Genomic DNA, 22,028 nt, shown 5'->3' on the forward strand with positions numbered 1-22,028 from the left:
TCCCCCCGCCCTGTCAAATGTTCTTCCCGTAGAACGGGACCAGCTTGGCCACCACGGCCTCAACGTATTCAGGGACCCAATAGGTTTCAATGTGGGTTGCTCCCTGGATCTTGAACAGCTCCTTGTCCTTGGCACCGCTAGCCTTGGCGAACGCCTCCTCGGTCATGTAGAGGCTGTCCGCCTTGCTGCCGGCAATCATCAACAAGGGTTGCTCGATCAGTTCGATCTGGTCAGTGGCGTCCCAGCGCATCAGGTCCAGCAGGCTGCTCGTCGTGTACTTGAAGGTCGAGCCGGGATGGGCATGCGTGCGCCAGTAGTACTCATAGCCCTGTCGGTACATCTCGAAGGGCAGCGCTGCGATCTGCTCGTCCGTCATGTCCGCGTCGCCCGAGTAGAGGATCTTGCCACCGGCCACCTGCTGAGCACGGGCATCCGAGGCCTGCTTCAGGCGCTGCTGGATCGTGGATAGCTGCGAGTCTGCGAAACCGTTGCGGCGGACCCTGCCGGAATTGAACATGCTCAGCGTTGCGACGGACTTGAAGCGCTTGTCCGTCTTCGCCGCTGCCAGCGAATAGCCGCCGCCACCGCAGATGCCGAGGAGGCCGAGACGATCCGCATCGACGCCCGCGTAAGTGGTGATGAAGTCCGCCATGCCATGAATGTCCTCGATGCGGTTCATCGGCGTGTCCACTGAACGCGGCAGGCCACCGCTGCCGCCTTGATAGGCTGCATCGGCCGTGATCGCCACGTAGCCGTGCTCGGCCAAGCGTTGGGCATACAGACCGGCGGCCTGTTCTTTCACACCACCGTTGGGGTGTGCAACGACGACAGCGGGGTACTTCCTTGCCGGGTCGAAGTTCGCCGGCGTATAGACATTGGCCACGATGTCCAAGCCGCCGAGTTTGTACTTCACCGGGTGGATGTTCACCTTGCCAGGCAGGTTCTGCGTGATGGCGTCGCCATAGACGAGCGTGAAGGGGTTCTTCTTGTAATCGGCCGCTGATGACGGCGAGGGAAAGGCCATGGCTGTAGCTCCGAGGGCTGCTGCAGAAATTGCGATGGCCGAAGTGCCCAGGAACTCGCGGCGCTTCGTGTCAATGGATACGTGGGTCATGGGTCGTCCGATCTACTGAGACATCTGTGCGGTTCTTGCGAACCAGGCGAAAGGGTCAATCGAGCCTCTTCCTGGTGAGGAAGGAGGACACCAGGTCCGCGATCTGGACGTTGTTCAGGTCGGACATGATGAAGTGGGTGTTCCCGCGTATGCCCATCTCAGGCAGATGCACGAGCTGTGCATCTCCGCCGTGCCTGTTGACGGCGTCCACCCAAAGGCGAGCCATGGCGAGCCGGACGCGCCAGTTGTCCTGGCCGCGCTCGGTGGTGGGCTCAGTGGGGAAGTTGTCGCCGTAGTAAATGACGATGGGGATGCGGGTGAGCTTTTGGAAGTCTTGTGCCGAGACAGCCTCCGGCGCCAGGGTTCCCGCAGCGCTGGGCATGGCGGCCGGCAATTCCCCCGGCGGAAAGATGAAGCCGCTGCCCGGCTCGAACGCCACGACGCCCTTGACGTTGGCGCTCTTGATGGCTGTCAGCCAGCCAGGTCCGCCGCCCTGTGAGTGCGTGAAGAGGATGGCCGGGCCTGTCTTGGTGAAGAGCGCAGCCATCGCCTCAGCGATCACGTTGGCGTCATAGGCGCCGGTGTTCGGCGTCACCGAGCGCAGGAACTGGTTCAGTGTCTCCGGCTGGCGGTCGAACTGCACGTTGTCGAAATAGCTCGGCCACTTGCCAAAACGGAACTGGTCGAAGAACAGCTGGTCGTAGGGCGTCGGCTCGGTCGTCGTGGCGACGGTGCTGTTGCCGGCCCTGCCTCGGCGCGGCTGATCGACAAGGTAGACCGGGAAGCCGCGGCGCAGGAACAGGTTCTGGAAGCCCTCGCGGCCATCCGACGTCGTTTCCCAGCTCCGAGCCGACTGGAAGGCGCCGTGCAGCATCACGATGGGCAAAGGCCTCGGATTCTGCGGGACCTGATAGAAGGCGTAGAGGTGATCGCCGTGGAAGCTTTGCCCTGCGCTTGTCGGCTTGTCGTTGTCGTAGACGCCGGGCACCGTCTTCACAACGCCACCGACCGCGAAGCTGCCCTGGCGCTGAATGACCAGGGGCCTCGGCGAACTGTCCGAACGAGAGGCGCAACCTGCCAGCGATACAGCCAAGACAAGTGCTCCTGCGCGGAAGATGCGGGTGATGCTCATCATCAGCCTTTGGATGCAGCGTCGAGGACCTGCACGAGTGCGTCATTGGCGCGGGCTGCCACCTCGGGGCCGACCTCTTGCGCCAGCGCTTGGCTCAGCTGCCGCAGTTGCGATGCGGTCAGACCCACGCGCAGGCTGGCTCGCATGTGGGACCGCAGCTGGTTCTCTGCGCCCGGTGTCGCAGCCAGCGCTCCGACCGTGGCCAGCTCGCGGCTGCGCCAATCGAGGTTGTCGCGCTCGAAAATGTCGCCAAACAGGTGAGCCTGCAGAAACTGATTGATGATCGGCGCGAACTCGAACACCGGGCCCTGGACCGGTCCACCTGAAATCTCGGTCTGATTGGCCTGGCCGGCCAGCACCAACTCACGGCCGGTGGACACGGCTCGGCTGGGGTCGTGACCCGGAGCGTCCTGCAGGCCGCGCTGCTTGCGCAGCTCGACGACCTTGAGCAGTTCGCCGAGCGCATTGAGACTTCTGGGGAAGCCCGCGTAGGCATAGAGCTGCACCAGGACTTCCTTGGCCTCGCTGACTGTCATGCCCGCGTCCAGCCCCTGGTTCAGTGCCATGCCCAGCCGGGGCATGTCACTGATTGCCGTGAAGGCGGCGATGAGCGGAATGATGCGTTGCCTGGGGCTCAGCGAATCGGACGCAGGCTGCACGACCCTCTGTGGCTCCTGTGGCTGCTGTGCCCTCTGGCCGGTCATCGCGGAAAGGCCTGCGCTCACCACGGCGGCCTGGTAGTCCTGCTCGCAGAGTTTGTCCTGCCAGGCCACGGCGCTGCCGTTTTCTTTCTCGGCAATGGCGATGTGGGTCATGGAGCCTTGAGGCCCGGCGCCATGCCAGTGGCGCACGTTGGGCGGGATGGTCACGACATCGCCCGGGCGAATGATGAGCGCCGGCTGGCCTTGTTGTTGCACAAGGCCCTGTCCCTCGGTGACGATCAGCGTCTGCCCGAGCGGATGGGTATGCCAGGCCGTCCGCGCACGTGCCGTGAACGTGACGGTCGCTCCACCGGCCGTTCCGGGGAGCAGCGCCTGAAAGGGTGAGCTGATGCGGACGTCGCCGGTGAACGTCTGGGCCGATCCAACGCTGACCTGCTGCGCAGACGCGGGGCGAACTTCGACGACGGGCGGCATTACGCCAGGACCGGAAGACTGCGCCGCAGCGGCTGTCACCGCACCGCTCAGGGCCATTGAAAGCAGTGATTTCACGAGAGCGCCTCCTGTTGTGTCGCCTGATGGCGGCGGTGCGGCTTGACGATAAAGAACCACGAGACGATCAGCGCCAGGCCGAGCAGCAGAGCGGCCACGTCCATGACGGCAGCAATGCGATGCGCGAGGGCAGCACTGTCTTGTTGCTCGATGGACGAACCAGCGCTGGCGAAGACAAGAACCAGCAGCCCAAGCCCCAGTGCTCCCCCCAACTGGTGAGCCACGTTGACCAGGCCGGAGGCAGCACCGGCGTCCTCACGCGCCACTCCCGCCACACCGGCCGCGGTCAGCGGCGCCAGCAACAAGCCCTGGCCCAGTCCGATCAGGACCATGGGCGGGGCGATGCCCGTCCAATAGCTCGATAGCGCATGCGCTTGGCCCAACCAGGCGAGGCCCACCATTCCGAGCAGCAGGCCGGCGAGAAGCAGCGTCTCGTTGCCGAAGCGGCGGGCCAGCCCGGGCACGGCCATGGCCGAGGCAAAGTTGGGCAGCGTCACGGGCAGGAAGGCAATGCCCGCTTGCATGGGCCGCAGATGCAGCACGCCCTGCAGGAACTGCGTACAGAAGAACCAGAAGCCAACGGCGCCGCCCAGGAAGAGCATGCGCGTGATGTACGCACCGGCTCGCTGCGGGCTGGTGAGCAGGCACATCGGCAGGATGGGTTGCCGGACCCGGCGCTCAATGCCGATGAAGAGCAGGATCATCAGCATGCCCCCGACCAGGGCCCCCTGTGCGAGGCCATCGTGCCAGCCAGCTTCGGCTGCTCGAACCAGGCCGTAGACCAGCGCCGTCATCCCTATCGTCGAGCTGAGGGCGCCGCCCACGTCGAACTGGCCTTCCTGCTTCTGGGTCTCGGCAATGTGGCCACGCGCAGCGACGATCAACAGCAACCCTATCGGCAGGTTGATGAAAAAGCCTGCGCGCCAGGACACCAAATCAGCGAACAGACCGCCCAGGACCAGGCCCAGGGTTGCGCCGACACCGGCCGCCGCCGCGTACAGCGAGAGCGCACGGGTGCGGCCTGGCCCCTCCGCGAAATGCGTGGACAGCAGTGCGAGCGTGGACGGTGCAAGGACGGCGGCGCCTACACCTTGAATTGCGCGGGAGACCAGCAACCAGCTTGCGCCAGGCGCCAGGCCGATGGAGACGGAGGCGAGTGTGAACAGCGCCAGCCCCAGGATGAACATCCGCCGGCGGCCCAGGATGTCGCCAGCGCGGGCACCCAGGAGCAGCAAGCCACCGAAAGCCAGCGTGTAGGCATTGGTCACCCAGGACAGTTGCGCCGAAGTGAAGCCCAGGCTTGCCTGGATGCGGGGCAGACCCGTGATGACGATGGAGATGTCCACGACGATCATCAGGTAGCTGGCAACGATGATGGCCAGGACCTTGTTCTCGTTGCGGATGGGGCAGGATTGCGCGGCGTTCATCGCGGTCACTCAGATGTCCAGCCTGCGCTCGGACATCCACTTGACGATGGCTGGGTCGCGGTGAGAGAAGAAGCTGCTCGTGTTGGTGTCGAGCGTGGCGATGCTTGCCATGTGGGCGTCGCTGAGTGCGAAGTCGAAGATGGCGATGTTCTCTGCCATACGCTCCTTGCGGACGGACTTGGCGAGCGCGACGATCCCGCGCTGTACCAGCCAGCGCAGCACTACCTGGCCGACCGACTTGCCGTAGTGCCGGGCGATGCCGAGCAGCACTTCGTTCTGGAATAGGCCGTTGCGGCCTTCGGCAAATGGAGCCCAGGCCTCGGCCTGCACACCCGTCTCTCTCATGAAGGGCACGGCTTCCAGTTGCTGCTGGAAGGGATTCACTTCGACTTGGTTGACCGCCGGTGCAATCTCGTTGAACGCCTTGATGTCCATCAGGCGGTCCGGTTGGAAGTTGCTGACGCCGATGGCGCGCAGCTTGCCCGCGCGGTAGGCGTCCTCCATCGCGCGCCAAGAACCGTGGACGTCGCCGAAGGGCTGGTGAATCAGGTACAGGTCGAGGTAGCTGAGCTGCAGCCGACGCAGGGACTTGTCGATGGCTTGCTGCGTGCGCTCGTAGCCGGTCTCCTGCACCCAGAGCTTGCTGGTGACGAAGAGCTGGTCACGCGGCACGCCACTGGAGCGCAATCCCTTGCCGACCGCTTCTTCGTTCATGTAGGAGGCGGCGGTGTCGATCAGCCGGTAGCCGGCTTCGATGGCATCGACGACGCTGCGCTGGCACTCATTGGCATCGGCGATCTGGAAGACGCCATACCCGACCATGGGCATGTGGAGACCGTTGTTCAGAACGACGTGTTGCATGAGCTTTGCCTTGTAGAGGTTCGATGGCACGAACTTTAGGCAAGGGACTGGCATCTGAATATATGCATTTGAGTTGTTGAATTAGCATCAATTCAATGACAATGAAAGCCGCGAGGAGGCCACTCATGGCGATCAACGAGCTTCGATCCATCACGACCTTTATCAAGGCAGCGGAACTTGGCAGCCTGCGCAAAGCTGCAGCAGACCTTGGCATCAGCCCCCAGGCGGCAAGCAAGGCATTGGCCCAGCTGGAAGCCCATCTGGACGTGCGCCTGTTCCATCGGACAACGCGTGTGATGTCGCTGACCGATGCAGGACAGCGGCTGTTCGAAGACGTGCGGCCGGCCGTGACGGGAATGCACAGAGCGCTGCAGTCCGCCAAGTCGGCACGGGATGAATTTGCGGGCCCGCTGCGCATCACGGGACCTCGCACCACGTTCCAGCCGATTCTCTGGCGCCTGGTCGACGAGTTTTGCGATTTGCATCCAGGGATCCAGCCCGACGTCCTGCTGGACGACCGTATCGGCAACTGGGTGGAGGATCGCGTGGACGTGGGCTTTCGCCTCGGCCCGTCGCCCCATGAGGGCGTGATTGCACGACGGCTGTTCCCGGTTCAGTTGCCCATCTGCGGTGCACCTTCTTACTTCGCGAAGCACGGTGTGCCCGAGTCGTTGGCTGACCTGGCCACACACCGCTGCAGCGCCTATCGGCATCCGAGCACGGGGAAAGTGCTGCCGTGGCGGGTGAAGATCGACGGCCAGGCCGCCGACCAGCCAGTCGCCCCGACGATCTGCAGCAACGACGAGCTGTTTGAGCTGCAAGCCGTCCTGGCCGGCAAGGTGCTGGCCCAGCTCGCGGGCGTCACCGCGGCACCGTTTATCCGCTCCGGCAAGCTGATCCCGATCCTCGTGGACCACATGCCGGACTACGCCAGCTACTTCGTCTACTTCGGAAGCAGGTCGTCCCAGCCAGTACGAGCCCGTGCATTCATCGATTTGGCCGTTCAACGTCTGGTGGACAGCCCGGAGTACGTACTCAACCCGAGCGAGCTCCGGGGCAAAGTCGGGCGACCAGGCCGCGCTTGATGCGGCGCAAGCAACATCAGCCATGGCCCCGAACTCACGGCGCCCCTCCCCCTTCAACGCCCCCGCATCCCCATCAAAACCTCAATCGTCACCGTCGTCGCGTCGTCATCCGGCCTTTTGCGATGCGCGATGCCCAACGCCCTTGACAGTGCTGGCCGCAGGGGCCGCGTGGTGATGCGTGGGTCAGGCTGCGGTGCGCCGGCCTCATGGGGCAGCAGCGCGGCGCCGTAGCCTGCTGCCACCAGGCTCTTCATTGCGTCGTTGTAGTTCAGCTCGATCCGTGCCTGCGGCCGGGCGCCGCCTGCGGCAAACCATTCGGCAGTCTGGCGCGACAGCCGGGTGCCACGGTCGTTGGCGATCAGGGGGCGGGCCGCAAGCCAGGCGGGCGTGATGTGCCGCGGAGGCTTCCAGGCGGCCGGGATGAAGGCCAGCACCGGGTCCTGGCGCCAGGCCTGCACCTGCAGCCCGCGCAGCACGGGCTGTGGCAGCGCGACGATGCCGATGTCCAGGCTGCCGGCAGCCAGGCGCGCCAGGGCTTCCTCGCTGGTCATCACCGCCACTTGCACATCGATCTCGGGATGCCGGGCGGCCAGGGTTTCCAGCGCCTGGGGCAACAGGTGCGCGAGTGCGCCGGTGGAGGCGCCCAGGCGCACGCGGCCCCCGCGCGTGGCGATCTGGCGCTGCACGGTCTGCAGGAGATCATCGGCCTCGGCCAGGAGCTGGCGCGCCTTGTCTATCAGCAGGCTGCCGGCCGATGTGGCGGTGACGCCGGCCGGTGCGCGGTGCAATAGACGTGTTCCCAGACGCTCTTCGAGCTGCGCCACATGCAGCGTCACCGTGGGCGGCGCCAGGTGCAGCACCTTGGCGGCGGCGGCGAACGAGCCCAGGTCGGCCACCGTCAGCAGGGTGCGCAGACGGTCCAGATTGATTTCGCGCATGGTGCGGTGTCCCAGGTTGCCAGCAATTCAGGAATCATGAATCCGTAGTTTGTCAGATTCAACTGGCCTGCATGCGGCAGGCGCTGCAACATGCGCTCCACACCCAATCGGAGCAACCCATGACCTCTCTTGTTTTCATCGATGGCGACCAAGGCACCACCGGCCTGCAGGTGCGCGAATGGCTGGCGGATCGGACCGACCTGCGCCTGCTGCAACTGCCGGCCGACCTGCGCAAAAGCACGGCGCACCGGGCCGAGGCGCTCAACGACTGCGACATCGCCTTGCTGTGCCTGCCGGACGAGGCTGCGCGCGAGGCCGTGGCGCTGGTGCGCCGGCCCGGCGTGCGCGTGATCGATGCGAGTTCTGCGCATCGCACCGCGCCGGGCTGGGTCTATGGCCTGCCGGAACTGGAGGCAGGCCAGGCTGAACGCATCGCCCATGCCCGGCGCGTCAGCAATCCCGGCTGCTATCCGACAGGTGCGCTGGCACTGCTCAGGCCCTTGATCGACGCGGGCCTGCTGCCCCCCGACTACCCGCTGGCCATTCACGCGGTATCGGGCTACTCGGGACGGGGCCGCGCAGGACTGCTGGACCATGAGGGCGCTGCCGCCGCGACTGCCGTGCCCCTGCAGGTCTATGGCCTGGGACTGCACCACAAGCACGTGCCCGAGATCCAGCAGCATGCCGGCCTGGCCCATGCGCCGGTGTTCGTGCCGGCCTATGGCCACTACCGGCAAGGCATCGTGCTGACCATCGCCCTGCATCTGCGGCTGCTGCCCGCCGGTGTGACCGCCCGCAGCCTGCACGCTGCGCTGCAGGCGCGGTACCAGGGCCAGCCCTGCATCGAGCTGCAACCCCTGGTGGCGGACGCCGATGCGCAGCGGCTCGATCCGCGTGCGCTCAATGGCAGCAACCGGATGCGGCTCGCGGTGTTCGGACAGCCGCAGGAGCAGCAGGTGCTGCTGACCGCCGTGTTCGACAACCTGGGCAAGGGCGCCGCCGGCGCGGCGGTGCAGAACCTTGATCTGATGCTCGGGCTGCAGCCGATGCTGCAGCCACTGCTCCACGGCTCAACGAATCCGTCGCGAATTCCCCTCCCCCTCTGAGCAAAGGGGCATGCGCACCCTGCCGAGCGCGGCGAGCTGGCCGCCGCCTTGCTGCCAGCCAGACCGAAGCGGGTCCTGCGCCAGTCGGCCTGAACTGTGCTGCTCGGCGGCCCGGCTCTGCAGGCTCAGCGCGGTAGCCCGTCAATCGTCTGGATCAGCAGTTGCGCCAATCGGTCGCTGGCCGCCTGCGTGCGGTGCACGCCATCCGGGTTCAGGTCTTCGTCACCCCGAAAGTCCGCATCCCAGCCGGCGTGCGGTATGCCCTGTTGCGTGGCGATGTCGTGCATCACCGCGTTCAGGGCGTCCAGGTTGTCCGTCCATTCCACGGGAAAGCGCCCCAGCGGCATGCCGGGCAGGCCCGTGAACACGGGAGTGGAGCCGCATTCACGGCTGATGCGCACGGCCTCCAGCAGGTCGGCCCGGTACTCGTCTGGCGGGACCAGGCCGAAGCCGTCATTGGCGCCCAGGGCGATGACCGTGACGCGGCTGTTGTGCGGCACGTCGGCAAACGTCAGCATGAGTTTTTGCAGCCGCAGGCCGTTGATGCACCTGTCATCCAGCGTCCACCAGGGGCGTGCCGCCTGGATGCGCTGCACCGGCGTGATGTCCACGCCGTAGCCGTTGAGAATGCTGTCGCCGTTGAGCTCGATGCTCAACGGGCAGCGATAGCCAAACAGCCGGCACAGCAGCTTTTGCAACCAATCCATATCGAACCTCCTGGGGAATGCGGGCATGGACGACACGGCATGTGTCGTTCATCCGATGATCCGCGAGGCTCCCTCGCCCGCAGGCACTCCGGGCGCCACGGCCTGGCGTGCCGTGCCCAGGCACATCATCTGAAGGGCGCCAGGGCCGCTATCCCATCATCTCCCGCACCCAGCCCGGCAACTCGATGGCCTTCTGCCTGGGAAAGTCCACCCAGATCACGGTGCCGCCGCCGGCGGCGCAGATGACGCCGGGCTCGGAGATGCGTTCCATGGTTCCCCAGGTCTCGAAGGTGGTGCGGCCGGGGTCGCTGACGTACATCTTGAGCAGCACTTCGTCGGGATAGGCCAGCTGCTGGTGGAAGTTGCAGAACGCATTGACGATGACCGGCCCCTGCCCGCCCGGCGTAGGCGCCATGCCCGCTTCAACCATCCAGTCGATGCGGGCAGTCTCCAGATAGCGGAAGTACATGGCGTTGTTGACATGGCCCATGGCGTCCATGTCGCCCCAGCGCACTTTGAATCGCATCTCGTGAACGCATTTTTTATATTCTGGAATCTCTATGCGCATGCCTGCAGTCTCCTTGTTGTAGCGCCACCGCAAGGCACCATGCCCCGCAGCCCCCGGTCACTGTGCAGCAGGGCGGATTCCCGCGCTGTCACCTATCAGCAACGACGGGGTCCACGCACGTCATAGAATCCACCGCATTGCGGCATTTGCGCTGCAGCCGAACGAACGTTCGGTCTGCCGAACATCCTGTTTTTTCAATATCCAAGCGAGACACCCCGATGACGAACGAAGAAATCCTGGCCCAGTACGGGCCGCGCGAAGCCATGGAATACGACGTGGTGGTGGTTGGCGGCGGCCCCGGCGGCCTGGCCACGGCCATCCGCCTCAAGCAGCTGGCGGCCGAAAAAGGCCAGGATGTCTCCGTCGTCGTGCTGGAAAAGGGCTCGGAGCCCGGTGCCCACATCCTCTCGGGCGCGATCATGGACCCGCGTGCGCTGACCGAGCTGATCCCTGACTGGAAGGAAAAGGGCGCGCCCCTGACCCAGCCCGTCACCGATGACGCCATGGTCTTCCTGGGCGAGAAATCCGCCCTGCGCACGCCCAACTTCCTGCTGCCGGCCTGCTTCCAGAACCATGGCAACTACATCGTTCGCCTGGGCTACGTGGTCAAGTGGCTGGGCGAGCAGGCCGAGGCACTGGGCGTTGAAATCTTCCCGGGCTTTGCTGCCGCCGAGGTGCTCTACAACGAGGACGGCTCGGTCAAGGGCGTGGCCACCGGCAACATGGGCATCGGCAAGGACGGCGAGCCCACGGGCGAGTTCCAGCTGGGCATGGAGCTGCACGCAAAGTACACGATCTTTGCCGAAGGCTCCCGCGGCCACCTGGGCAAGCAGATCATTGCCAAGTACCAGCTGGACGCCGGCAAGGACCCGCAAAGCTACGGCCTGGGCATCAAGGAGCTGTGGGAAATCGACCCTGCACGCCACAAGCCCGGCTTCGTGATGCACACGGCCGGCTGGCCCATGGACAACAAGACCTACGGCGGCGCCTTCCTCTACCACCTGGACGACAACAAGGTCACGCTGGGCTTCATCACGGGCCTGGACTATGCCAACCCCTACCTGAGCCCCTTCGAGGAATTCCAGCGCTGGAAGACCCATCCCAACATCCGCTACTACCTGGAAGGCGACGAGTCCAAGGGCATCAAGCCGGCCAAGCGCCTGGGCTACGGCGCGCGCGCCATCACGGCCGGCGGCCTGCTGTCCCTGCCCAAGTTCGTGTTCCCGGGCGGCGCGCTCGTGGGCTGCGACGCAGGTTTCCTGAACGTCAGCCGCATCAAGGGCAGCCATGCCGCCATCAAGACCGGCATGCTGGCCGCCGAGGCCGCCTATGACGCCATCGTCGCAGGCCGCCAGGGCGACGAGCTGGGCGCCTATGTAGAGGCCTTCGAGAACAGCTGGCTGTACGAAGAGCTGAACAAGTCGCGCAACTTCAAGGCCTGGTTCAAGAAGGGCCTGACCACGGCCACGCTGATGAACGGCATCGAGCAGTTCGTGCTCAAGGGCAACATCCCCTGGACGCTGCACCGCGACAAGCCCGACCACGCCTACCTGAAGCCTGCGGCCGAGTGCAAGCCCATCGACTACCCCAAGCCCGATGGCAAGCTGACCTTCGACCGCCTGTCCAGCGTCTTCATCAGCAACACCAACCACGCCGAAGATCAGCCCGCCCACCTGACGCTCAAGGACGCCTCGGTGCCCGTGGCCATCAACCTGGCCAAGTACGCAGGCCCCGAGCAGCGCTACTGCCCGGCCGGCGTCTACGAGTTCGTGGACGACACGGCCCAGGGCGGCAAGCGCCTGCAGATCAACGCCCAGAACTGCGTGCACTGCAAGACCTGCGACATCAAGGACCCCACGCAGAACATCGTCTGGGTCACACCCGAAGGCGGCGGCGGGCCGAACTACGCGGGCATGTGATCCGCACGCCACACCGGCCCTCCTCTGAAGCCTGCCCAAGCCTGCTTGTGCAGGCTTTTTCTTTGAGCGCCGTCAAAGCCATGCAGGCCCAGAAAGCATAGAAGGCCATCCGAAAGGCGCTTGCACGCAATAAAAATGCACGACAAAGCCAAAAACAAGCCCCTGAAGACGCAAACCTGCACCGCCAAACCTGTCCAACACGCATGAAAAAGTTGCACCTAGGGCATTCCCCGCAGATTTCATGCCAATTTTTAGATACAAACCTATAGGTGAAAACCGGGTCGTCCAAACGCCAAGGCGTACAGGGCGGCTGCAGTAGACTTTGCCGCGAAGCGCCGCGACCGTCCTGTGCGGCCTTCTGCTGAGCAAACAGGAACAAACACAAGCACGTTGGAGATACACGTATGAAGCACTTGTCTTGGGCGCCCCTGGGCGCGCTGGCCCTGGCAATTTCCGCCATCGCGGGCGGCGCCCACGCCGCTGACGAGAAGTCGGTCGCAGTGACCGCCATCGTCGAGCACCCTGCACTCGACGCCGTGCGCGACGGCGTGCAGGCCGCGCTCAAGGAAGCTGGCTACGAAGCCGGCAAGAACCTCAAGTGGCAGTACCAAAGTGCCCAGGGCAACACCGGCACGGCCGCGCAGATCGCACGTAAGTTCGTGGGCGACAAGCCTGACGCCATCGTGGCCATCGCCACGCCCTCGGCCCAGGCCGTGGTCGCATCGACCAAGACCGTGCCCGTGGTGTTCTCCGCCGTGACCGACCCCGTGGCCGCCAAGCTGGTGCCCAGCTGGGAGCCGTCCAAGAACAACGTGACCGGCGTGTCCGACCTGCTGGCCCTGGACAAGCAGATGGATCTGGTCAAGCAGGTCGTGCCCAACGCCAAGCGCGTGGGCATGGTCTACAACCCCGGCGAGGCCAACTCCGCCGTGGTGGTCAAGGAACTCAAGGCCCTGCTGCCCAAGCTGGGCATGACCCTGGTGGAAGCCGCCGCACCCCGTTCCGTGGACGTCAGCAGCGCCGCGCGCAGCCTGGTCGGCAAGGTCGATGTGATCTATACCAACACCGACAACAACGTGGTCTCGGCCTACGAGTCGCTGGTCAAGGTCGGCCAGGACGCCAAGATCCCGCTGGTGGCCTCGGACACCGACTCCGTCAAGCGCGGCGCCGTGGCTGCCCTGGGCATCAACTACCGCGATCTGGGCGAGCAGACCGGCCGCATGGTCGTGCGCATCCTCAAGGGCGAAAAGCCCGGCGACATGAAGACCGAAGTCAGCACCAAGATGGAGCTGTTCGTGAATCCCGGCGCCGCCGAGAAGCAAGGCGTCAAGCTGTCCGACGCGCTGGTCAAGTCGGCCGCCCAGGTGATCAAGTAATACCCGGGGTTTGCCTGCCCGGGACCAACCCGGGCAGTGCGCCCACGGTGGCAGGCGCCATGGCAACATGGCCCTGCCCTTTTTTTAAGTCGTTTTCTGTCCCACGCGCCTGTCGCTCCTCCTATGTCTCTTTTCTCATTGCTCGGTGCCGTCGAGATCGGCCTGATCTTCAGCCTGGTGGCGCTGGGCGTCTTCATCTCGTTCAGATTGCTGCGCTTTCCCGACCTCACGGTGGACGGCAGCTTCCCGCTGGGCGGCGCCGTCTGCGCCATCCTGATTTCCACGGGCACCAATCCCTGGCTGGCCACGCTGGCCGGCACGGCCGCAGGCGCGGTGGCAGGCCTGATCACGGGCTGGCTCAATGTGCGCCTGAAGATCATGGACCTGCTGGCCTCCATCCTGATGATGATCGGCCTGTATTCGGTCAACCTTCGCATCATGGGCGGCCCCAACGTGCCGCTGATCAACGAGACCACGCTGTTCACCCTGCTGCAGCCCGACAGCGTGGCTGACTATGTGATGCGCCCGGTGATCCTGTTCGTGATCGTCGTGATCGCCAAGTTGGGCCTGGACTGGTTCTTCGCCACCGAGCGGGGCCTGGCCATCCGCGCCACGGGCTCCAACGCCCGCATGGCACGCTCGCAGGGCGTGAACACCGGCGCCATGATCCTGCTGGGCATGGCGATCTCCAACGGCCTGGTCGGCCTGGCCGGCGCGCTGTTCGTGCAGACCCAGGGTGGCTCGGACATTTCCATGGGCATCGGCACCATCGTCATCGGCCTGGCTGCCGTGATCGTGGGCGAATCCATCCTGCCTTCGCGCCGCATCGTCTGGGCCACGCTGGCCGTGGTGGTGGGCGCCATCGTCTACCGCTTCTTCATCGCAGCGGCCCTCAACAGCGATTTCATCGGCCTCAAGGCCCAGGATCTGAACCTTGTCACCGCCCTGCTGGTGACCGTCGCCCTGGTGATCCCCCAACTGAAGCGCAAGTTTGCACAGCGCAAGTCCTGATCGCCGGAGAACCCTCATGCTGAGCGCACAACAACTCGAAATCACCTTCAACCCCGGCACGCCCATCGAAACGCGGGCGCTGCGCGGCATGTCGCTGGACATTCCCGACGGCCAGTTCGTCACCGTCATCGGCTCCAACGGCGCCGGCAAGTCCACCTTCCTGAACGCCGTCTCGGGCGACCTGTCCGTGGACAAGGGCCGCATCGAGATCGCCGGCCAGGACATGACGCGCCTGCCCGTGTGGGCCCGCTCCGAACGCGTGGCCCGCGTCTTCCAGGACCCCATGGCGGGCACCTGCGAGGACCTGACCATCGAGGAAAACATGGCCCTGGCCCAGCGCCGCGGCACCTTCCGCCGCCTGAGCCGCGCCGTCAAGGCCGAGATGCGCGACAACTTCCGCGAGCGCCTGTCCATCCTGGGCCTGGGCCTGGAAAACCGCCTGACCGACCGCATCGGCCTGCTCTCTGGCGGCCAGCGCCAGGCCGTGAGCCTGCTGATGGCGGCGCTGCAGCCTTCGCGCATCCTGCTGCTGGACGAGCACACCGCCGCGCTCGACCCGCGCACGGCCGACTTCGTGCTGCAGCTGACGGCGCGCATCGTCTCCGAGGCCAAGCTCACCACCATGATGGTCACCCACAGCATGCGCCAGGCGCTGGACGTGGGCGAGCGCACGGTGATGCTGCACCAAGGCCAGGTCGTGCTCGACGTCAGCGGCGAGGAACGCGCCCGCATGGACGTGCCCGACCTGCTGCAAATGTTCGAGAAGGTGCGCGGCGAAAAGCTGGCCGACGACGCGCTGCTGCTGGGCTGAGCGCCCCGCACTTCCGGGAACAAGGGGCGCTGCGGCGCCCCTTGTTCATGGGATGGCTACGGGCTGGCTATACCCACACATCGTTCATCGCTGTCCTCTCGCCGCCTTCCTCCCCGGTGTTCAGCACCCCGCGCGGCTCGATCAGCATGAGGCGGGCTTCCCGCTCGGCGCTGGGCTTGTGCTCCGTGCCTTTGGGGACCACGTACAGCTCGCCCTGGCGCAGCAGCACATGGCCATCACGGAAGTCGATGCGCAGCTCGCCATCCAGCACCAGGAAGGCTTCATCCGTTTCGGCATGCGAATGCCAGATGAACTCGCCCTGCACGCGCACGATCTTGAACTGGTAGTCGTTCATCTCGGCGACGACGCGGGGACTCCACTGGCCGGTGAACCGGCTGAATTTCTCGGGGAAGTTGATGGCCTCGTAGGGGCGGTTTTCAACGGGGAACGTCATGGGCAGACCTTATGAAAGCGTGTGAAGCCTCCATGCTAGGAAGCGCCTTCCCTGCGGTCTTGCACGATCGTGCAGCTCAGGCCGCGCCCAGGCGCCTGAGCCAGCGTGCGGGCGGCACGCCATAGGCCATGGCGAACTGGCGCGCCATGTGGCTCTGGTCGAAGAAGCCGGCCTGCAGTGCAGCATCGGCCACGCCCTGCCCCGCCAGCAGCAGGCGCCGCACGGTGTCCAGTCGGCGCATGGTCAGGTAGCGGTAGGGGCTGGTGCCGTAGAGCGCGCGGAAGTCACGGCACAGCCGCCAGCGGTCCAGGCCGCTGGCCTGGGCGAGGGCATCCAGGGTCACGCCCTGCACAAGCGCGTCGTGGATGCAGGCACGGGCGCGCTCCACGGCCCCCAGGTCCGGCAGGCGCCGGACGTTGCGCCGGCCCGCCACGGCGTCCAGCGCCCATGCCAGGTCGTAGATGGCGTCGTCGCGCGCCAGCGGCTCCAGGTCTTCATCCAGGCCCTGCAGCAGCGGCAGCAGCGCGGCCTTGAGCCGCAGATCGGCAGACAGCCCGCCCTCGACAAAGGGCAAGGGCCTGCCGCCCAGCACCTGCTGGATCAGGGCCGGCTCCACATAGACCATGCGGTAGCGAAAGCCTGCGTCAGTGCCCGCGTGGCCGTCATGCAATTCATCGGGATGCAGCACCATGGCACCGCCCGGCAGGCTGTGCCGCTGGCTGCGGCGGTAGGCAAAGCTTTGCACGCCGGACAGCGTCAGGCCCAGTGCGTAGGTGTCGTGCCTGTGGGGCGCATAGCCGTGCCCGCCGAAATAGGCCTCGATGCGCTCCAGGCCTGCGCCCAGCTGCGAATGCCGGACCCAGTCGCTGGAGATGCTCGTTTCTGCCATGTGGGTTGGGGGTGAGGGGTGTGCAAAGCAGCCGCAGATGGTAACTGCGGGCCAGTGACCTCAAGGCGAGCAGGCTGGCTGCTCCGTGCCCGGCACGGCCTGGATTGCCGGTGCGCGGCGCATGCCCGCCGACACCACCCACCCCAGCAGCGCGATCAGTGCAGCACCCCATTCGGCCTGCTGCAGCCCTCGGGCCGTGGCCTCGCGCAGCGCATCGGGCGCTGTGATACCGGCCAGCGACGCGGTGGCCACCATGACCAGCAGGGCCAACCCCAGCGCCGCGCCCACTTGCTGGGCCGTGGCCGCAATGCCCGAGGCCACGCCCTGCTGCGCAGCCGCCACGCCCTGGCCGGCCACCACCCACATGGCGGTCCAGCACGCGCCCTGGCCCAGGCTGAGCACCACGAAGCCGGGCACCAGCCAGACATAGCTGCCACCCAGCGGCAGCGCCCAGGCCATGTAGGCCAGGCCGATGGTGCCTGCGGCCCAGCCGCCCATCAGCACGGCGCGCGGCGTGGAGCGGTGCAGCCAGTGTTCGGCCCAGCGGATGCCCAGCGTGCAGACCGCCGTGGGCAGCAAAAAGGCCATGCCGGCCTGCAGCGGGCTCCAGCCGAAGATCTGCTGGAAATACAGCGCCAGAAAGTAGTACTGCACGCCAAAGCTGCTCATGAAGATCATGGTCAGCAGCATGGCCGCGCGCAGGCTGGGCACGCGCAGCAGGGACAGCGGCATCAGTGGCGAGGCGATGCGCGCCTCGATGCGCCAGAACAGGGCCAGCGCCGCCATGGCCACGGCCAGCGTCCCCAGCGTGGCGGCGCTGGCAAAGCCCCATTCAGGGCCTTGCACCAGAGCCGTCACCAGCAGGCTGCTGCCCACGGTCACGCTCAGGCAGCCGGCCAGATCAAAGCCCTGGCCCGGCGCGGCGCGCCCGGTCTGGGCCGAGGGCGGCAGAAAGCGCAGCGCCGCCATGGCACACGGCCAGGCCACGGGCACCAGCACCCACAGCACCCAGTTCCAGCCCAGCGTCTGCGTGAGCACGCCGCCCAGCAGCGCGCCGGCCGCCAGCCCGCCGGCCGACGCCATGCTCCACACGGCCAGGGCGCGGTTGCGCTCGGGCCCGGCCGCATACAAGGTGTTGATCAGCGACAGCGTGGCCGGAAACAGTAGCGCCCCGGCCACGCCCTGCCCTGCGCGGCCCAGCACCAGTTGCCAGGGCTGCGAGGCAAAGCCGCCGACCAGGGAGGCCAGGCCGAACAGCGCCATGCCCGCCACATACATGCGCCGCTTGCCCAGCAGGTCCGCGCAGCGCCCGCCCAGCAGCAGGCAGCCGCCAAAGGCCACGCTGTAGGCACTGACCACCCATTGCAGGTGGTGCGCATCCATCTGCAACTGCTGGCCCATGGCGTCGAGCGCGACGAAGACGATGGTGGCATCCAGCGCAATCAGCAGCTGGGACAGGGACAGCAGCGCCAGCGCGGCGCGCGGGTGGCGCAGGGCGCCGGGGGAATCGGTCATTGGCATGGCGCCGATCCTAATTAATGCACCTGTGAAGATAAACAGCAGATTTTCATTTTTCTTATGCAAAACTGCATTAATCGAATCTGGAGACATGCCATGGATCTCAACGCCGTGCACCTGCTCATCAAGGTGGCCGAAAGCCGCAGCTTCACTCAGGCCGCCACGCTGCTGGGCACCAGCCAGCCCCGCATCTCGCGCGCCGTGGCGCAGCTGGAGAAAGACCTGGGCACGCGGCTGCTGCACCGCAATACGCGCAGCGTCTCGCTCACGCCTGATGGCTGCGCGCTGGTGGACCGCTGCGCCCCGCTGATCGCCGGGCTGGAAGAGGCGCGCCAGCTGGTCAGCGACCGGCGCTGCGCCCCCAGCGGCGTGCTGCGCATGACGGCGCCGTCCATGCTGGGCCGCATCGTGCTGGTGCCGCTGCTGGGGCAGTTGCTGCGCGAGCATCCGCAGCTGCAGATCGACACCAGCTTCACCGACCGCATGGTGGACATGGTGGAGGAAGGCTTTGACGCGGCCGTGCGCATCGGCCCGCTGGCCGACAGCCGCATGATTGCCCGCGCCCTGCCGCCGCTGCGCTGGGTGACCGTGGCCTCGCCCGCCTACCTCGCGGCGCGCGGCACGCCGCAGACGCTGCAGGAGCTGGCGCAGCACAGCTGCATGGCCGTCTACAACCACTACCTGGGCCGGCGCGTGCCCTGGCAGTTCCTGGCGGGCAATGGCGAGATGCTGGACTGGCCTGCGCCGCAGACCGTGACCTTCGACAGCGGCGACCCGCTGGTGGAAGGCTCGCTGGGCGGTCTGGGCGTGGCCCAGGTCATGGAGTTCGCGGTGCGCGAGCACCTGCAGGCGGGCCGGCTGGTGCGGCTGCTGCCCCAGCACGAGGGCCGCGCCCGCGAACTGTCCCTGGTCTACCCGCGCACGCGCCAGGCCTCGCCGCGCATCAAGGCACTGGCCCAGCTGCTGCTGGCGCAGACACAGTGGTAGGCAGGCAGGCGGGCCGCAGACGGCGTGGCGCCATGCACACAGTGGGTTCGGATTCAGTTCCGCTTATGTGGGTGAAGGGGGATTAAACTCCTGCCTTTCCACGATGGCAGCGTTCTCGGACAATCACGCCTTTTCGTGGTGCATGCACCTTGATGGGGCCGCGACACAGCGGCTCTTTTGTTTTTCCTGTTTTGCATTCCTGCCCCCGCGCCGGCCAGCGGCCGCGCGGGATCTGATCCACCAATCGACACATCCATGGCAGCAGACAACTCCAAGAATGCCGCACCCACCGCGCTCAGGCGCGAACTCAAGGCGCGGCATCTGTCCATGATCGCCATCGGCGGCTCCATCGGCACCGGCCTCTTCGTTGCCTCGGGCGCCACCATCTCGCAGGCCGGCCCCGGCGGCGCCCTGCTGGCCTACATGATCGTGGGCCTGATGGTCTACTTCCTCATGACCAGCCTCGGCGAAATGGCCGCCAACCTTCCCGTCTCGGGCTCGTTCGCCACCTACGGCGCGCGCTATGTGGACGAAGGCTTCGGCTTCGCGCTGGGCTGGAACTACTGGTACAACTGGGCCGTCACCATTGCCGTGGACCTGGTGGCCGCCCAGCTGGTCATGGCCTACTGGTTCCCCGACGGCAACGGCATGCTGTGGAGCGCCCTGTTCCTGGCCATCATGTTCGGCCTCAACGCCATCTCGGTCAAAGGCTTCGGCGAGGCCGAGTACTGGTTCGCCGCCATCAAGGTGACCACCGTCATCCTCTTCATCGGCGTGGGCGTGCTCATGATCCTGGGCATCGTGCGGGGCGGCGCGCCTGAAGGCGTCTGGGGCAACTTTGCCCTGTGGAGCCAGGGCGACGCGCCCTTTGCGGGCGGTTTCTCGGCGCTGATCGGCGTGGCCATGATCGTGGGATTTTCCTTCCAGGGCACGGAACTGATCGGCATTGCTGCCGGCGAATCCGAGAACCCCGCCAAGAACGTGCCCCGCGCCGTGCGCCAGGTGTTCTGGCGCATTTTGCTGTTCTACGTCTTCGCCATTCTGGTCATCAGCCTGCTGATCCCCTACACCGATCCGCACCTGCTCAAGAATGATCTGGGCGACATCAGCGTGAGCCCCTTCACCCTGGTCTTCGAGCGCGCTGGCCTGCTGTCGGCCGCCGCCGTGATGAACGCCGTGGTGCTGACCTCGGTGCTGTCGGCCGGCAATTCGGGCATGTACGCTTCCACGCGCATGCTCTACACGCTGGCCTGCCAGCGCATGGCGCCGCGCATGTTCTCGTATGTCAACAAGCGCGGCGTGCCCACGCTGGCCCTGCTGGCCACCACCGTGGTGGCGGCGCTGTGCTTCCTGACCAACATCTTCAGCCCGCAGCTGGTCTATATCTGGCTGCTGAATCTGTCGGGCATGACGGGCTTCATCGCCTGGCTGGGCATTGCCATCAGCCACTACCGCTTTCGCAAGGGCTTCGAGGCCCAGGGCCTGGACCTGAACCAGCTGCCCTACCGCGCATCCTGGTTCCCGTTCGGCCCCATCTTCGCCTTCGTGCTGTGCATGGTGATCACCCTGGGCCAGAACTACGAGGCCTTCATGGCCGACCGCATCGACTGGACTGGCGTGGTCGCCACCTACATCGGCCTGCCGCTGTTCCTGCTGATCTGGGGCGGCTACCGCCTGGTCAAGGGCACGCACATCGTGAAGTACAAGGACATGCAGCTGGGCTCCAACGTCGACTGACGCCCGGCCCAGTCCCCATGAAAAACAGCCCGCAGATGCGGGCTGTTGGCTTTCAGGCCTCTGCCGACCACACGGCCAGTTCGTAGCCGTCCGGATCGGTGAAGTGGAACCTGCGGCCACCCGGGAACGCGAACACCGCGCGGCTGATCACGGCCCCGGCCCCGGCCGCTTCCACGCGGCGCTGTGCCTCGGCCAGATCGTCGGCGTAGAGGATGACCAACGGGCCGCCGGGCCGCACCTCCTCGCCGGTGGTGAAGCCGCCCGTCAGCCGGCCGTCGCTGAACTCGGTGTAGCTCGGGCCGTAGTCGGTGAAGGTCCAGCCGAAGGCCTCGCCGTAGAACGCCTTGCTGCGCGCAATATCGGCCACGTTGAACTCGATGTTGTCGATCTGGTGGTTCTTGCCCCTGATGCCCATGTGATGCTCCGTTGAATGCTGGTAGGCCGCCATCATCGGCCACGCCGTGGCAGCGGTCTTGAACAAAACGGCCAGCCGGACTGCTCAATCCAGCAGCTGCGCCATGGCGGCGCTGGGCGTGATGCCGCACAGCGCCCTCACTTCGCGCGACAGATGCGCCTGGTCCGCATAGCCGGCGTCCGCCGCCAGCGCCGCAAGACCTGCCTGCCGGTCAGACCGTGCCAGGGCCAGCAGGCGCTGAAAGCGCAGCACGCGCTCCAGGGTCTTGGGGCCGTAGCCAAACTGCGCGTGGCACAGGCGGCGCAGGCTGCGCTCGGACATGTCCAGCTGCGCGCGCATGGCAGCCAGCACACCGGATTCATCCCGCCCGGCTGCAGCCGCCACATTGAACAGCTCCATGGCCTGCCGGTCCGGCGCTGGGGCGTCGCGGCCCATTTGCACCAGTCCATGGATGAACACGGCCTGCCCTGCGCCCGGCTGCGCATCGTTGATGCGATGCACCCACTCCCGCGCGCGCGGCCCCAGCAGATCGCCCAGTTCCACCGCCTGCCCCACGATCTCGTCCATGGGCAGGCCCAGCCAGGCGCTGGCCGCACCGGGGCCGAAGCGCGCCCCCCATACCTCGGACCCCGGCACCAGCGCGGGCCGCGCAGCCACCCTGTCAGGCCCCACGGCCAGCAGCCGCCCGCCTTTGCAGACGATGTCCACGCAGCCATCGGGCACCACGAGAAAACCGCCGGCATAGTCCGGGGCCACGGTGCT

General features: G+C 66.2%; 21 protein-coding genes. 8 read left to right on the forward strand and 13 right to left on the reverse strand.

Going from position 1 to position 22,028, the window contains the following annotated elements; genetic code table 11:
• Positions 1–13: 13 nt before the first annotated feature.
• Genes INR38_RS10005 through INR38_RS10025 form a run of 5 tightly spaced genes read right to left on the reverse strand, consistent with a single transcriptional unit; the run spans position 14 to position 5,745 of the window.
• Positions 14–1,114: an alpha/beta hydrolase gene (locus tag INR38_RS10005; RefSeq protein WP_207442863.1), complete on the reverse strand. Its 1,101-nt coding sequence runs from the start codon at positions 1,112–1,114 to the stop codon at positions 14–16.
• 55 nt (positions 1,115–1,169) lie between these two features.
• The gene (locus INR38_RS10010) at positions 1,170–2,246 is read right to left on the reverse strand and encodes an alpha/beta fold hydrolase (RefSeq protein ID WP_207442864.1); all 1,077 of its coding nucleotides are present in this window, start codon (positions 2,244–2,246) and stop codon (positions 1,170–1,172) included.
• A gap of 2 nt (positions 2,247–2,248) precedes the next feature.
• Complete coding sequence (locus INR38_RS10015) at positions 2,249–3,457, reverse strand: carboxymuconolactone decarboxylase family protein (protein WP_207442865.1); 1,209 nt, start codon at positions 3,455–3,457, stop codon at positions 2,249–2,251.
• On the reverse strand, positions 3,454–4,884 hold the full coding sequence (locus INR38_RS10020; protein WP_207442866.1) for an MFS transporter: 1,431 nt from the start codon (positions 4,882–4,884) through the stop codon (positions 3,454–3,456). The genes INR38_RS10015 and INR38_RS10020 overlap by 4 nt, the downstream gene beginning before the upstream one ends.
• Positions 4,885–4,893: 9 nt before the next feature.
• The gene (locus INR38_RS10025; protein ID WP_207442867.1) at positions 4,894–5,745 is read right to left on the reverse strand and encodes an aldo/keto reductase; all 852 of its coding nucleotides are present in this window, start codon (positions 5,743–5,745) and stop codon (positions 4,894–4,896) included.
• A 125-nt stretch (positions 5,746–5,870) separates the two neighbouring features.
• Between INR38_RS10025 and INR38_RS10030 the strand changes: the two genes are divergently transcribed.
• A complete protein-coding gene (locus tag INR38_RS10030; RefSeq protein ID WP_099751607.1) occupies positions 5,871–6,830 on the forward strand; it encodes a LysR family transcriptional regulator in 960 nt (319 codons plus the stop codon).
• A 53-nt stretch (positions 6,831–6,883) separates the two neighbouring features.
• Here INR38_RS10030 and INR38_RS10035 read toward each other — a convergent pair whose 3' ends face one another.
• Complete coding sequence (locus tag INR38_RS10035) at positions 6,884–7,768, reverse strand: LysR family transcriptional regulator (protein WP_017407463.1); 885 nt, start codon at positions 7,766–7,768, stop codon at positions 6,884–6,886.
• A gap of 119 nt (positions 7,769–7,887) precedes the next feature.
• Between INR38_RS10035 and argC the strand changes: the two genes are divergently transcribed.
• Positions 7,888–8,874: an N-acetyl-gamma-glutamyl-phosphate reductase gene (argC, locus tag INR38_RS10040; protein WP_207444268.1), complete on the forward strand. Its 987-nt coding sequence runs from the start codon at positions 7,888–7,890 to the stop codon at positions 8,872–8,874.
• A 125-nt stretch (positions 8,875–8,999) separates the two neighbouring features.
• Here argC and INR38_RS10045 read toward each other — a convergent pair whose 3' ends face one another.
• Together INR38_RS10045 and INR38_RS10050 are read right to left on the reverse strand one after the other, a co-directional pair.
• Positions 9,000–9,581: a GDSL-type esterase/lipase family protein gene (locus INR38_RS10045; protein WP_013801954.1), complete on the reverse strand. Its 582-nt coding sequence runs from the start codon at positions 9,579–9,581 to the stop codon at positions 9,000–9,002.
• Positions 9,582–9,729: 148 nt separating this feature from the next.
• Positions 9,730–10,149, reverse strand: coding sequence for a thioesterase family protein (locus INR38_RS10050; protein WP_207444269.1), 420 nt, complete (start codon positions 10,147–10,149; stop codon positions 9,730–9,732).
• Positions 10,150–10,367: 218 nt separating this feature from the next.
• Between INR38_RS10050 and INR38_RS10055 the strand changes: the two genes are divergently transcribed.
• The 4 genes from INR38_RS10055 to INR38_RS10070 all read left to right on the forward strand — a co-directional run bounded on the left by INR38_RS10055 (position 10,368) and on the right by INR38_RS10070 (position 15,266).
• Positions 10,368–12,068 carry an electron transfer flavoprotein-ubiquinone oxidoreductase gene (locus tag INR38_RS10055; RefSeq protein WP_207444270.1) on the forward strand — a complete coding sequence of 567 codons (1,701 nt, stop codon included), beginning with the start codon at positions 10,368–10,370 and terminating at the stop codon, positions 12,066–12,068.
• 404 nt (positions 12,069–12,472) lie between these two features.
• Positions 12,473–13,444 (forward strand): ABC transporter substrate-binding protein, encoded by a 972-nt coding sequence (locus INR38_RS10060; RefSeq protein ID WP_012206114.1) that lies wholly within the window; start codon positions 12,473–12,475, stop codon positions 13,442–13,444.
• 123 nt (positions 13,445–13,567) lie between these two features.
• The gene (locus INR38_RS10065) at positions 13,568–14,455 is read left to right on the forward strand and encodes an ABC transporter permease (RefSeq protein WP_043825488.1); all 888 of its coding nucleotides are present in this window, start codon (positions 13,568–13,570) and stop codon (positions 14,453–14,455) included.
• Between the two features lie 16 nt (positions 14,456–14,471).
• Positions 14,472–15,266: an ABC transporter ATP-binding protein gene (locus INR38_RS10070; protein ID WP_016446316.1), complete on the forward strand. Its 795-nt coding sequence runs from the start codon at positions 14,472–14,474 to the stop codon at positions 15,264–15,266.
• Between the two features lie 67 nt (positions 15,267–15,333).
• On the opposite strand, the gene INR38_RS10075 is transcribed toward INR38_RS10070, so the two are convergent.
• The 3 genes from INR38_RS10075 to INR38_RS10085 form a co-directional block, all read right to left on the reverse strand.
• The gene (locus INR38_RS10075) at positions 15,334–15,720 is read right to left on the reverse strand and encodes a cupin domain-containing protein (RefSeq protein WP_013801950.1); all 387 of its coding nucleotides are present in this window, start codon (positions 15,718–15,720) and stop codon (positions 15,334–15,336) included.
• Between the two features lie 76 nt (positions 15,721–15,796).
• Positions 15,797–16,609: an AraC family transcriptional regulator gene (locus INR38_RS10080; protein ID WP_207444271.1), complete on the reverse strand. Its 813-nt coding sequence runs from the start codon at positions 16,607–16,609 to the stop codon at positions 15,797–15,799.
• A 60-nt stretch (positions 16,610–16,669) separates the two neighbouring features.
• Complete coding sequence (locus INR38_RS10085) at positions 16,670–18,130, reverse strand: MFS transporter (RefSeq protein ID WP_207444272.1); 1,461 nt, start codon at positions 18,128–18,130, stop codon at positions 16,670–16,672.
• A gap of 93 nt (positions 18,131–18,223) precedes the next feature.
• On the opposite strand from INR38_RS10085, the gene INR38_RS10090 reads away from it, so the two are divergent.
• Positions 18,224–19,114, forward strand: a complete 891-nt coding sequence (locus tag INR38_RS10090; RefSeq protein ID WP_012206120.1) for a LysR family transcriptional regulator — start codon at positions 18,224–18,226, stop codon at positions 19,112–19,114.
• Positions 19,115–19,369: 255 nt separating this feature from the next.
• The gene (locus INR38_RS10095) at positions 19,370–20,851 is read left to right on the forward strand and encodes an amino acid permease (protein ID WP_013801947.1); all 1,482 of its coding nucleotides are present in this window, start codon (positions 19,370–19,372) and stop codon (positions 20,849–20,851) included.
• Positions 20,852–20,903: 52 nt separating this feature from the next.
• On the opposite strand, the gene INR38_RS10100 is transcribed toward INR38_RS10095, so the two are convergent.
• Both INR38_RS10100 and INR38_RS10105 read right to left on the reverse strand, forming a co-directional pair.
• Complete coding sequence (locus INR38_RS10100; RefSeq protein WP_043825497.1) at positions 20,904–21,266, reverse strand: VOC family protein; 363 nt, start codon at positions 21,264–21,266, stop codon at positions 20,904–20,906.
• Between the two features lie 84 nt (positions 21,267–21,350).
• Positions 21,351–22,028: helix-turn-helix domain-containing protein (locus tag INR38_RS10105; RefSeq protein WP_207475936.1), on the reverse strand; the 678-nt coding region annotated here is incomplete at its 5' end.

The sequence above is a fragment of the Delftia sp. SD018 genome, assembly GCF_017355445.1.
Taxonomy (GTDB): domain Bacteria; phylum Pseudomonadota; class Gammaproteobacteria; order Burkholderiales; family Burkholderiaceae_C; genus Comamonas; species Comamonas acidovorans.